Source organism: Marinomonas rhizomae, from assembly GCF_003315485.1.
GTDB lineage: Bacteria > Pseudomonadota > Gammaproteobacteria > Pseudomonadales > Marinomonadaceae > Marinomonas > Marinomonas rhizomae.
The window spans coordinates 225282-237600 of the sequence record NZ_QNSE01000005.1 but is presented as its reverse complement, the minus strand read 5'-3'; the positions used below and the strand labels follow the sequence as shown (position 1 = coordinate 237600).

General features: G+C 44.0%; 9 protein-coding genes. 3 read left to right on the top strand and 6 right to left on the bottom strand.

All coding sequences use genetic code 11. The annotated features are described in order from the left end of the window. Positions 1-83: 83 nt before the first annotated feature. The 3 genes from DFP80_RS07890 to DFP80_RS07880 form a co-directional block, all read right to left on the bottom strand. Entirely contained in the window at positions 84-1142 is a 1059-nt protein-coding gene (locus tag DFP80_RS07890; protein ID WP_113916255.1) for a TRAP transporter substrate-binding protein, read from the bottom strand. 317 nt (positions 1143-1459) lie between these two features. Further along, the gene (locus DFP80_RS07885) at positions 1460-2881 is read right to left on the bottom strand and encodes a sigma-54 interaction domain-containing protein (RefSeq protein ID WP_113916254.1); all 1422 of its coding nucleotides are present in this window, start codon (positions 2879-2881) and stop codon (positions 1460-1462) included. A 179-nt stretch (positions 2882-3060) separates the two neighbouring features. After that, positions 3061-4101 (bottom strand): zinc-dependent alcohol dehydrogenase family protein, encoded by a 1041-nt coding sequence (locus DFP80_RS07880; RefSeq protein WP_113916253.1) that lies wholly within the window; start codon positions 4099-4101, stop codon positions 3061-3063. A 140-nt stretch (positions 4102-4241) separates the two neighbouring features. Here DFP80_RS07880 and DFP80_RS07875 point away from each other — a divergent pair, with 140 nt between their 5' ends. Further along, positions 4242-4703, top strand: a complete 462-nt coding sequence (locus DFP80_RS07875; protein ID WP_113916252.1) for an Lrp/AsnC family transcriptional regulator — start codon at positions 4242-4244, stop codon at positions 4701-4703. Between the two features lie 90 nt (positions 4704-4793). Here DFP80_RS07875 and adhP read toward each other — a convergent pair whose 3' ends face one another. After that, positions 4794-5804 (bottom strand): alcohol dehydrogenase AdhP, encoded by a 1011-nt coding sequence (gene adhP, locus DFP80_RS07870; RefSeq protein ID WP_113916251.1) that lies wholly within the window; start codon positions 5802-5804, stop codon positions 4794-4796. 204 nt (positions 5805-6008) lie between these two features. Next, positions 6009-8006, bottom strand: coding sequence for an oleate hydratase (locus tag DFP80_RS07865; RefSeq protein WP_113916250.1), 1998 nt, complete (start codon positions 8004-8006; stop codon positions 6009-6011). Positions 8007-8281: 275 nt separating this feature from the next. On the opposite strand from DFP80_RS07865, the gene DFP80_RS07860 reads away from it, so the two are divergent. Then, positions 8282-8734 carry a PA2169 family four-helix-bundle protein gene (locus DFP80_RS07860; RefSeq protein ID WP_113916249.1) on the top strand — a complete coding sequence of 151 codons (453 nt, stop codon included), beginning with the start codon at positions 8282-8284 and terminating at the stop codon, positions 8732-8734. Positions 8735-8998: 264 nt separating this feature from the next. After that, the gene (locus tag DFP80_RS07855; RefSeq protein WP_113916248.1) at positions 8999-10987 is read left to right on the top strand and encodes a BCCT family transporter; all 1989 of its coding nucleotides are present in this window, start codon (positions 8999-9001) and stop codon (positions 10985-10987) included. Positions 10988-11610: 623 nt separating this feature from the next. On the opposite strand, the gene DFP80_RS07845 is transcribed toward DFP80_RS07855, so the two are convergent. After that, the gene (locus tag DFP80_RS07845) at positions 11611-12198 is read right to left on the bottom strand and encodes a cytochrome b (protein ID WP_113916246.1); all 588 of its coding nucleotides are present in this window, start codon (positions 12196-12198) and stop codon (positions 11611-11613) included. Between the last annotated feature and the right edge of the window lie 121 nt (positions 12199-12319).

Sequence of the window (12319 nt, the reverse complement as noted above, 5' to 3'; positions counted from 1 at the left end):
CCTTTGATTCCGGATGGTGTACATCCAGTGAAAAACGTCGGCATCGTATGATGCCGACTCACTCTAATAGGGTTCAAATAGAGTTATTTTGTGCCCCAATCACGTGGCAAATACCCGAACTTTTTCCAAGTGCTGTGTTCTTTTTGGAAGGCCTTCATTGAAGAATAAATCTTCGCGAACTCTGGATTTTCAGCTGAATGACGAGCCATAACCTTGTCAGTGGCTTTTTCAAACGCGCTTAGAATCTCGGGAGAATACTGGTGAAGCTGAACACCTTTTTCCTTGAACTTCTCTAATACTCCGCCTTGTAACGCTTCGGATTTCGCCAAAGACATGGTATTGGCGGCCACACAGGTATTTTCGATTAAGGATTGAGTTTGCTTGTTTAGCTTGTTCCAATCATTCAAGTTGATGTAGAGGAATTGGTTCGTGGACGGTTGGTGCCAGCCCGGTAAGTAATAATGTTTAGCGACTTGATAGAAGCCAAGTTGCTCATCCACGGTTGGGATCGAAAACTCGGTGCCATCGAGCACGCCAGTTTCGAGAGCTTGGTAGAGTTCGCCACCCGGGAAGACGTTAATCGACATGCCGAATTCAGACATAATTTCACCGCCAAGGCCCGCTGCGCGGAACTTAAGACCGTTTAAATCTTCAACGGAGTTGATTTCTTTGCGGAACCAGCCTGCGGCTTCTGGGCTGATTGTGCCACACAAAATAGGGTAGACGTCGTAAGGCTTGAACAGCTCTTTGAGCATTTTGTCGCCGTCGTGATAATACATCCATGCGGTAAATTCGTTGGATTCAAGACCGAATGGCGTCGCGCCAAACAGCGCCGCAGCAGGGATTTGTCCCCATTCGTAGCCCATCCATGAATACCCTGCAGACACGTTGCCAGCACTGACATTGTCAAAAATACTCAGTGGTGGAATCAGGGTACCTGGTTCAAACACTTGTAGGTTTACTTTTTTGCCACTGGATTCGCTCAACATTTTGGATACTTCTGGCATGGCATCACCCAATGCTGTTAAGGACGAAGAGAATGCCATAGGGACTTGCCAACGGACTTTATCGAAGTCGGCGTAAGACGGCATCGCGAAGCTCAATGTAGTTAAACAAGTTGCTGTTATCAAAGCATTTTTCATTGTTTTTAATCCTATTATTTTTATTGTGTGTGCGGTTACAAGCCATAGCGCTGTGTGTTCCTGACAAAGCATGGCGTGCTGTGGTGCTGGGACTAGCTAAATCAAGAAAGGTGCCATAAATTAAAAAACCTTTATTTTCAATTGCTTAGATATTTCATGACACAGTCTTTCAAAATTACGACAACCATATTCCGAAAAATCGGACGAATAATTCGCCAGAATGCTCTTTTAAACGCAAGAAACCGTCCGATAAATAAGACTTAGTCCGAATAATCGGATAGTTTTGATTGTTTTTTATGAGCTTTAGGCAGCAGCGATCAACTGATGCCATGTTTATCGAGCTTTTCGTACAGAGTGGATTTGCTAATGCCAAGTTGTTTGGCGACTTTTGTCCTGTTGTCTCCACACTCGATGAGTACGGTTTTTATGATGTTGCGTTCAACCTGATTTAGCTGTTCTTTTAAGCTACTGGCGTTCGGTTGAGCCAAGTTTGGCTGTATGGCGTTTTCTTGAATGGATGTCCCATTTTGTGCGAGTTGAGGTGGCAAAAGAGACAATGGGATCTTACGATCGTGGCTGGTATAAAACGCGGCTTCCATGACGTTTTCTAATTCGCGAATATTGCCCGGCCAGTTGTACGCCAGCATGGCGGTTAAGGCTTGCACGGTCAGTTTTGGGGCGCGGCGTCCTGTTCTTCGGGATAGCTTCTGCAGGAAGAAATCCGCCAGTTTGGCGATGTCGTCACGACGTTCTCTTAGCGGCGGTAAATCGATGGCAACGACGTTGATTCGGTAATATAGGTCTTCTCGGAAGTCGCCGCTTTCAATTAAGCTTTCTAATGGTCTATGTGTGGCAGTAATGAGTCGGATATTGAGTGGTGTAGAGCGCGTGCCGCCAACAGATTCGACCTCGCGGTCTTGTAATACGCGTAATAATTTGGCTTGCATTAATAGCGGTAAATCACCGATTTCATCGAGAAATAAAGTGCCGCCGTTGGCGAGTTGAAATTTACCGGCTTTGCCACCTTTTTTTGCACCAGTAAATGCGCCTTCTTCGTAGCCAAACAATTCACTTTCGAGCAAGTTTTCGGGAATGGCCGCGCAATTGACTTTGATAAAAGGAAACTCAGCGCGATCCGAGAGCTGGTGAATGGCGTGCGCGTACAATTCTTTACCGGTGCCGGATTCGCCGCGAATTAACACCGTCACGTCGCCAGATGCCACTTGGGTGACTTTAGAGCTGAGGGACTTCATCACCTGACTGTCACCGATGATGTCGTTAAGGTGGAAGTTGGCTCCGGTTTCGACCTTGTCGGCAGTGAGACTTTTTTGACGGTGGAAATCGTGTTCGGCTAAGAGGGCTTTGATGTGACTGTTGATCTGTTTCCATTCGTGCGTGTCGTGGAAGATAACGGTGCCAACTGCGCCAATGACTTCACCTTGCTCAATGATGGGAAAGCGGTTGGCAATCATATTGCTGCCTAAAATTTTTTGGAAGGATAAACGCTCTGCCTGACCGGTTTGTACTGTGATGTGCATGCGCGTATTTTCAATCACATCGGTAACTTTTTTCCCCATGACATCTTCGGCTTTTACACCAAGAAAACGCGCGTAAGGTCGATTAATAAAAAAGATTTTCGCCTGATGATCAACAATGACCACCCACTCTTCCATCGCATTTAAAATGGTTTTGTAGGTATTGGCCGCCTGTGTCAGCTTTTCTAGTTTTTTTAATGGCATTCCGACTCCGCTCGGTGAAAGTTCAACCTGCTTTTTTTGTTGTAGAGTTGTGCGTCTGAATGCCTATTCTAATCTAATTGACGGGGTTTACACCTTTAGCGCCATGAAACTCTATTCGATTAAATGGGAGCGCTCACTTTTCGAGGCAAGCACTCTTTCTTTATCGCATGAAATAGAGCTTAGAAATGAGTGACGATAGTCACACCTGGAGGGTTAATCTTGTCCATATTAGTTAGTGTCGCAATGGATTCTTCTAAGCTAATGGTCTGGCCAAGCAGTTTCTCTGGACTGAGTTTGCCTGATTTGATCATCGCTAGCATAGCGTCGTAACGAAACGCTTGCATGCCATGGCTGCCGATTATTTCGAGTTCATGCGCGATGACTAAATTCATCGGAATCGGCGGTGTTGCTTGTTCTGCTAACAACAAACCAACTTGCACGTGCTTGCCAAGCTTTTTCAAGCTCTTAATAGAGTTGATGCAGGTTGTTGGATGGCCAAGAGCATCGATTGACACATGGGCTCCGCCGCGAGTGATCTCTTTAATCGCTTCTGCAACGTCTGCTACATTGGTGGCGTTAATTGTAGCGTAGGCGCCTAAGGCTTTTGCGAGCTCAAGTTTATCGTCTGTTACGTCTACGGCAATGACGTTGGCGCCAATGCTGTTAGCAATCATGATGGCAGACAGTCCTACTCCGCCACAGCCATGCACAGCAACCCATTGACCAGCGCTGACTTTACCTTGATCAACGACGGCTCTAAACGAGGTGACAAAGCGGCAGCCAAGGCTAGCTGCTGTGGTGAAGTCGATGGTCTCTGGCAAAGTGACTAGGTTCACATCCGCATGGTGGATGGATACGTATTCAGCGAAAGAGCCCCAATGGGTAAAGCCTGGCTGAGTTTGATTGCCGCAAACTTGGTGATTCCCACCGTGACATTCCGGACAAGAACCACAGCCGCTAACAAAAGGCACTGTGACTCGGTCACCGACCTTAAAGCCTTGTACGTTTTTACCAACGGCTTCAATAATACCGGCAAATTCGTGACCGGGAACGTGTGGCAGCACAATGTCTGGATCGTGCCTCATCCAACCGTGCCAATCACTTCGGCAAACACCAGTGGCTTCAACTTTGATCACCACACCATGATTTTCTGGTGTTGGATCTTCGACATTCATAATTTTGGGTGTGGCCGAAAAGCTTTCGTAGACAACTGCTTTCATGGTTTTCTCCTTTGGGGCTCAATACGTCAGCTTAATAGACTACTTAATACACTAGAAATTACCTTGCTCTTTTCCTTGTGTATTAGAGAACTTAAGAAATACTATTTCAGATATAAGGTTAATTAGAGGGGAATCTTTCAATGGCGGCTTTGGATAAGGTAGACACTGATATTGTTCGGCGTATGCAGCAAGATGGTAAATTAACTAACGCGAAATTAGCCAGTGAGCTTTCGTTGAGTGAAACACCATGTTGGCGTCGATTAAAACGCCTAGAAGAAGAGGGCATTATAACCGACTATCAAGCAAATCTTGATCGTCGTAAATTAGGTTTTGGGGTGATGGCGTTTGTGCAATTGACTTGTAATCAACACGATGCAGAAACAACGCAAACTTTCGAAGAAATGATCCAACGTTGCGACAATGTGCTGTCTTGCCATAATACCACAGGAGCGGCGGATTTTTTGTTGCAAGTGGTCGCCAAAGACTTAGATGATTACAGTCGTTTTGTAGACCAAGTGCTTAGAAAATTGCCCGGTGTGTCTGCGATTGCTTCGAATATTTCTTTGCGTGAATTGAAAGCCTCGACGCGGCTGCCAGTTTAACTATTGTATTTCAAGAAAGGTGCAGTTAATAAAAAGCCAACCCTTGGTGGTTGGCTTCATTGTTTTTAAAAACAATTAAAAGGTGAGAAGTTACAAAGACATCACAATGCGGCCAGTAATCTCGCCTTTTTCCATATCGGCGAATATTTCATTGATATCGTCTAGGGACTTTTCAGCAATAATCGCTTTTACCTTGCCGCGTGCGGCAAATTCTAAGCACTCTTCCAGATCTTTACGAGTACCAACGATGGAGCCAATGACGCTGACACCGTTTAGTACTGTATTGAAAATAGGAAGAGGCATGTCTTCTGGTGGTAAACCAACTAAGACACATTTACCGCCACGGCGAATCACGTCATAGCTCTGTCTGAAGCCTGCTTTGCTAACGGCAGTACACACGGTGGCATGAACACCTGATGTTGTGTCTAGAATTTCTTTAACGACATCGTCGGTCTTGAAATCAAAGAAGTATTCGGCACCGAGTGACATCGACAACTCACGTTTCGCTGCGCCTGTATCGACAGTGACGACTCGAAATCCCATAGCAACGGCGTATTGAACAGCCAAATGACCTAGACCGCCAACACCAAATAGAGCCACCCAATCACCAGGTTTTGCCCCAGAAACCTTGAGTGCTTTATAAGTGGTGACACCAGCACAAAATAAGGGGGCCGCTTCAACGTAACCTAAACCTTCTGGAACTTTAACGACATATTCTGCGTGAGCGGCGCAATACTCAGCGTAACCACCATCGACAGAGTACCCTGCGTTTTGCTGTGTAAGACATAAGTTTTCGTTACCGGTTAAACAATATTCGCAATGTCCGCAGGCACTGTACAGCCAAGGAATACCGACTCGGTCACCTAGGGCTAAATGCTTAACTGCGCTGCCGACTTCAACTATTTCGCCAACGCCTTCGTGACCTGGGATAAAGGGAAGTGACGGTTTAACGGGCCAATCTCCATGGCAAGCATGTAAATCCGTATGGCACACACCGCAAGCATGAATTTTAACGAGCACTTGATGTGGTTCAATCTTGGGTTTAACAACATCCTCAATGTTTAGAATGGCACCAAACTTACTGGCTACAGCTGCTTTCATAACAAACTCCCTCTTTTATTTTTTTGTGCTGTTTAGTACAGCGTTATATTGAAGAACACTTTTGTTTGCTTCTTTACTTTAAAAGTAACCAAATAAAAAACTTATCTATCAGTCCAATATGTTTGCATCACAGTACAATTTACATATTAAGCGAGATTATCCTCCCCAGTTTTTTATTTAATAACCATTTGATTTGAATAAGTTTTATTTTTTATCGGATAGACTTTCACGAAGCGAGTTAAGCCAGACGCCAAACTTATGCATCACTGTGCTGCCTTTACCGAGTAGGTCATGCATCTCTTCTTCAAATCGATATTGCTTGCTTTCCTCTGGCTCCGGTAGTGGCGGTAAAATGTGTGCGAAATAGGTTTTGTCGAGCAATCGATGCAGCAGGCGTTCCCCCATAAATGGCTTGCCGCTGTTGAGTGCTCTGGCACCTTTAATCAGGTTACGAATATCGTACTGAGTCGGGCTAATATCGGGTACTTGTTTGGGTATGTTTAGCAACTTATAAACACCAATGCGAGCTGTGCGGATGGATGCTTCCATAGTGAAAATAATATCGTTGCGAGTTTCGACGAACTGCCCAATTAAGCCTAGGTTTGTACAGCCTTCTGGCACGGCATGAGGGCGATCTCCAGCAGCACGTGTCATGAACTGAGCTGTAATGTAGGGCATTAACGCGAGACGCACTTTGGTGTTGGCAACAATGTCATCCAATTGATCTTCAATGTTTAGGTGATAACAAAGCTCGGTGAGGATTTCTTTGCCGGTGCATTGCGCCATGGTTTTAGGGATACGATTACCTGCTTTATCCATCAATAAACCATATACCCAAAGAACCAGTGTGTCGTCCGGTTGATCTGGAAAATGAGGTTGGCGATTACAGGTGATACTTAATAGCCAGTTGGAATCGGTAATTGTAATGATGCCGCCAGTGACAGAGCGGCCCGAGTATGGGTCATTTACTGACAAGGTTTTCAGTTTGTCGATCAGGGGTGAAGGTTTGCAAGTGAGCGTGGCCGATTCCCAAATGGATTTATCTACATTGCCGTAGAATTTTTCTGGTTTGCCGAATACGGGTGATTTCTTCGCAAGGTTTTTCCATAAGGTCCAACCGCTATTATCCCCCGGGTCATGCTTGTCACAAGTGAGCTCTGGCACGTTCTCCATATCGCCATAAGCCGTATGTTCTGTCATCGACCCTGTTAGCGTGAAGACTAAATCGCCAAGTCCAACATTAATGTGTTTGGCTTCTTCCTCACCATCTTTTGTGACAACAGCACGAATACCTGTGACGGTTTTTCTCTCTCCAGAAAAGGAAATATCAAGGTCTTCTACTCGAGTGCCAAACTGAAAGATCACCCCTTTGTCGCGTAACATATCTGCCAGTGGTTTAATAAAAGTATCGTATTGATTGTACTTAGGAAAAACCAACGCCGACATATCGGCAAAGCCATCGATGGAGTCGAGGAAGCGATGCAAATAAAGTTTAGTTTCTAATAGACTATGACAATTTTTGAAGGCAAACATGGAACGGAAAAGAAACCAAAAATTTGTGTTTAAAAAGCCCTCACTAAAATAATCTTCGATACTGATGTCGTCTAATTCTTCCTTACGTTTTAGCATCAAACGGATCAATTCCCATTGCTGAGATTTACTCAAACCAAAATCTTTAGCGTCTAATAATTCGCCACATTTGTGCATTAAGCGTGCTTCGGAATAGTTGGGATCGTTGTCATTAATAATGCGGTATTCATCAAGAATGGAATAGCCTTCTGGTAACTCAGCTGCAGGTACATCCTGAAATAAATCCCACAACGTATCGTAGTTCCAATTCATCTCTCGACCGCCACGGATGATGTAGCCTTCTTCAGGGTTGCCGGCACCATCCATAGAACCGCCTTCAACCGTCATTTCTTCTAAGATGGTGATGTTTTCAGCTGGCATGTGAGCGTCACGAAGCAGGTAAAAAGCCGCTGCAAGGCCGCCGATGCCACTGCCAACAATCCAGGCTTTACGGTTTTGAATGCCGGGTGTTGGCAAGGTCTTATGACGAGCATAAGGTGCAATAAAATCGTGAGGTGGTAGCGTGTTTAACGCTTGGTGATGCCAATAATCGCGAGAGCCATCAGGTTCATGTTCGAATCCTTCTGGGGCCGTGGTCGAAATAGTAAATGTTGAAATGTCTTTATGACTCATTACCGGTCTCCCTTCTCTAAGGTGCATTAGTCGTAATGCTACCTAGTTATAGTGGCACAGAAGAAAGGGATAGAAATTGCGTTAGATCAAGGGTTACTCCTTCATTATTTATGAAAAAAGGCTTTGTCAGCGACCTACTGTTTTTGCAAAAAACATGCAGTCTAAGTGCATTTCTTGAAATGCGGTTGTTTTTGATCCTGCCATCGCTAAGTATGTATGTGGAAACACGAAATAAAAGAAACGCTAATTAGGAGCTATTGAGCTTAGGAGGAAAGATGCAAAATCAAACTGCACATGCCCACCACATTACAGACATTATTAAAGTGATGAACGGCGGTATTGAATTCTACCAAGAAGCGAAAACCAAATTAGATGACAGCACTTATAACGCTTTTTTTGATCGCATGATTGGCGCTAAAACAGAAGCCGTTGCAGAGCTGCAGCCCTTTGCGGTTGAGCAGCAAGGTGAAGTAGAAGAAGACACGAATAACTTGGTGAAAACGCGTCAGGCTTATACCAAATTGATGTCCAAAATTTCCAGCGAATCTACCGCTTTTACTTATGTTGACCAGCTAGAAGAAGTGGAAGACAAGGTACTTGAAGAACTTGACCTCGCGTTAGAAAGAAACCAACCTCAGAACTGTGAAGTTACTTTGCGCCGCGTAAAAGTCAGAATGAAAGAGTGCCATGACGAAATGAAAGCGCTGCAAGTGGCGGCTCAGCACTAATAACTAAGCCGTAATTGAAATAGATTGAATCTTATTGTGCTGATTAGTGACATTTCTTTTTATCGGGATCAGGGTAAAGCTAAGAAAAATAGTTGCTAAATACGATTTTAATACCAAAGCCAGTATTGACAGATTAGGGGTCGGTACTGGCTTTTTTGTGTCTATTTAAAGGGGTCATTCATTGCGATTAATGCTTAGATGTCTAAGTAGTTTATTGCTATTACCGTCATCTTTTGTCAAAGTGTGCATAGAGGAGGAACCTTTATGACCAATTCACAAAAGACGGCCACGGGCGCAATTTTGCTACCAGTATTTATTCCAACCGTTATCGTTACCCTATTTCTTATCGTTGGAACTCTAAGTAATCCAGAGCTTGCAGGGGAGGTGTTTCAAAGTGCATTGGCTTGGGTGACTCAGACTTTTGGCTGGTTTTATATGCTGGCTACCGCTATTTTTCTCGTTTTCTTGGTCTGTATTGGGTTTAGTAGTTGGGGCAATATTCGCTTAGGTCCAGATCATGGAGACCCTGAGTACAGTTTCCCAGCTTGGTTCGCCATGCTTTTTTCCGCTGGTTACGGGATTGCCTTATTGTTCTTCGGTGTAGCGGAGCCTGTCTTACATTTCTCCCAACCGCCTAATGCCAGTGCAGAAACCATCAGCGCTGCTCGTGACGCGATGCAAATTGCCTACTTCCATTGGGGGCTACATATTTGGGGTATTTATGGCCTGATGGGACTGGTGCTCGCCTATTTTGCGTTTCGTCATGGTTTACCTCTGTCGGTGCGTTCGGCGCTTTATCCGCTGATTGGTGATCGTATTTATGGTCCTATTGGTCATATTGTCGATGTGTTTGCCATTCTCGGTACCTTATTTGGTTTGGCAACCACGCTTGGGTTATCGGTTACACAGATTAATGCGGGTTTGCATTATCTTTGGGAAGGCATTCCGATTAACACCACGGTGCAAATCACCGCCATTGGCTTAATCACGTTAGCCGCGATTGCTTCTGTGGTTGCGGGTATGGATAAGGGTGTGAAAAACCTTTCGATTTTGAATATGGGACTGGCTGTATTCATTATGGTGATTGTGTTTTTCGTTGGCCCAAGTATTCACATTCTTGATGCCTTCGTACAAAACACCGGCTCGTATCTGAGTAACATTGTTGAGCGTACCTTCAATCTACAGGCTTATACGCAAAGTGATTGGATTGGTAACTGGACGCTGTTCATCTTCGCGTGGACGATCGCTTGGGCGCCGTTCGTCGGTTTGTTTATTGCCAAGATCAGCCGTGGTCGTACTATCCGTCAGTTTATTTTTGGCGTGCTTGCCGTTCCGACATTATTTACCTTTCTATGGTTTGCCATTTTTGGTGATACCGCTCTGTATTTGATTATGGAGCAGGGCAAGGATGTATTGATTGGCGAAGTGCAAGCCGATCATTCGGTGGCACTATTTCAGTTCTATGATTTATTGCCTTGGTCTACTTTTTTATCAGTGATCACGGTATTTTTGATTATTACTTTCTTTGTTACCTCTTCGGATTCCGGGTCCTTAGTCGTTGATTCATTGGCTTCTGGTGGCGCGCTAGAAACGCCAGTTTGGCAGCGTGTCTTTTGGGCGTCTCTTGAAGGTATCATTGCCGCAACCTTATTGTTGGCTGGTGGCTTAGGCGCACTGCAAACCATGAGTATTTTGGCTGCTTTGCCTTTTGCCATCATTATGTTGTTGGCGGCGATGGGCTTATGGCGAGCCTTGGTGATCGAAGGGCATCGTGGTGCTGCCGTGGAAGCTGCAGCAACACCTGGCCGAGCATTCAGTAATGAAGGCAACTGGCGCAAACGCTTAAGCACCTTGTTTAAGTTTCCTGGCGAAGCCAAGGTGACACACTTTATTAAAGATGTGGTGGAACCGGCGATGGAAGAAGTACAAAAAGAGCTAGCAACTCATGGGTGGAAAGCCAATATCACCCGAGAGGAAAATGGCGTGACGTTCCAGCTAGAGCGTGACGAAAAATTGGACTTCTATTACCAAGTCGTGGCGACAGAGCATGAAATACCAGAAGCGCACAGTGATAGCTCGCAATACGATACCCATTGGCAAGCAGATGTGTATATTCGCAATGGTGCGTTGGGTTATGAACTATATGGCTGTAGTCAAGATGAAGTAATACGAGACTTGATCGATCAGCTAGAGCAGTACTTCAACTTCGTTGATGCCGCACCTGGGCAATTACCTTGGAATACGGTGTCTTAGCTTAATTTCTTAAAACGCTAAGCAAAAAAGCCAGCATTGACTCAAAAAGAGTAAATGCTGGCTTTTTGGTTTATTAGGGCCGATTTTTGCTCTGGATTTGACACATACAAAAGGTGAGGATATATTATTTTTTTATTAATAATGGAAATCATTTGCATTAAAAGGGGTAATAAAATGAGAAATATTGATACTGTTATGCTGCCTGAGATAATTTTCATTCCAGCTGAAAAATCCCATGATTTTTTTGATAGTTAGTTTTTTAAATATATGGATGTATGGAGAAGAGCTAGATGGCTTTTTTAGCAATTAAAATAGTAAAGGTAATTATATTTTATATAGTCGTATTTATACTTGGGTATTATTTTATTTTTGATAAAAATATATCAAAAACGTTACGATATTCTATTTTGACTAGTGTGGCTCTACTTGTTATTGACGTAGTATTCCCTACTTTTCTTTTGTATTTTTATCGTTATTGATTTGTATATTAAAAAGTATGGGTTTAGTTTCTGATCCATACTTTTACCATTACTTAAAATAGTATTATTTTTTAAATGTCAATGAATTGCAAAGCCAGCATTGACTCAAAAAGAGTGAATGCTGGCTTTTTCATTGGCTTCAATTTAGCCTGCCATACGAGCCAAAATGTTATCTTTGAACCAAAAGCGGTGAATCAGTGCCATTGTTATGTGGCCTATCATTAATCCTGCCAGTAGCCATGAAAGAGGGCTGTGTAATAGATCGGCAGGAGCCACCATCCACGCAATGTGACGTTCTGCTTCCGGTAGTATGGTCATGCCATATAAGCGTATTTCATAACCTTCACCATACTGACGAAGTAGTGCAAAGGCGGGTAGAAAAAGCAGTAACATATAAAAGGTAGCATGTACCAAGCTTGCCACACTTCCACCTAACCCTGGTGCTTTTGGTGGGCGTTGTTTTCTGTTTTGCCGTGTCCAGTATAGACGAACAAGTGTGACGACCAGAATCAGCAAACCTAATGACCCATGTGGGCCTATGCTATCTAAGAATAATGTGACAGCGTTTTTTCCTGTTTCCCGCCAAGCTAACACTACGAAGAACTGTAATATGACGAGGGCTGCGGTAAGCCAATGTAACGTACGGCTGACTCTTCCGTAGTAATTTTGACTGTCTCGCCATTTTGTATCACTTTGATTTATGATGCCTGTGCTTTCTATATGTAACGTCATTGAATCTAGAGCTCCCTAATTTTTTAACCTTGTCCTTAAATCAGTATTTGTACTGGCGGTTAAAATGGTTTTGTATGAAAGAGTGAGATTATATCGATAATCGTTACCATTTGAAGGTGTT

What these genes read in the sequence shown, in the direction of transcription:
- DFP80_RS07890 (WP_113916255.1), bottom strand. Translation starts at nt 1,142, where the DNA reads ATGAAAAATGCTTTGATAACAGCAACTTGTTTAACTACATTGAGCTTC.
- DFP80_RS07885 (WP_113916254.1), bottom strand. Translation starts at nt 2,881, where the DNA reads ATGCCATTAAAAAAACTAGAAAAGCTGACACAGGCGGCCAATACCTAC.
- DFP80_RS07880 (WP_113916253.1), bottom strand. Translation starts at nt 4,101, where the DNA reads ATGAAAGCAGTTGTCTACGAAAGCTTTTCGGCCACACCCAAAATTATG.
- DFP80_RS07875 (WP_113916252.1), top strand. Translation starts at nt 4,242, where the DNA reads ATGGCGGCTTTGGATAAGGTAGACACTGATATTGTTCGGCGTATGCAG.
- adhP (WP_113916251.1), bottom strand. Translation starts at nt 5,804, where the DNA reads ATGAAAGCAGCTGTAGCCAGTAAGTTTGGTGCCATTCTAAACATTGAG.
- DFP80_RS07865 (WP_113916250.1), bottom strand. Translation starts at nt 8,006, where the DNA reads ATGAGTCATAAAGACATTTCAACATTTACTATTTCGACCACGGCCCCA.
- DFP80_RS07860 (WP_113916249.1), top strand. Translation starts at nt 8,282, where the DNA reads ATGCAAAATCAAACTGCACATGCCCACCACATTACAGACATTATTAAA.
- DFP80_RS07855 (WP_113916248.1), top strand. Translation starts at nt 8,999, where the DNA reads ATGACCAATTCACAAAAGACGGCCACGGGCGCAATTTTGCTACCAGTA.
- DFP80_RS07845 (WP_113916246.1), bottom strand. Translation starts at nt 12,198, where the DNA reads ATGACGTTACATATAGAAAGCACAGGCATCATAAATCAAAGTGATACA.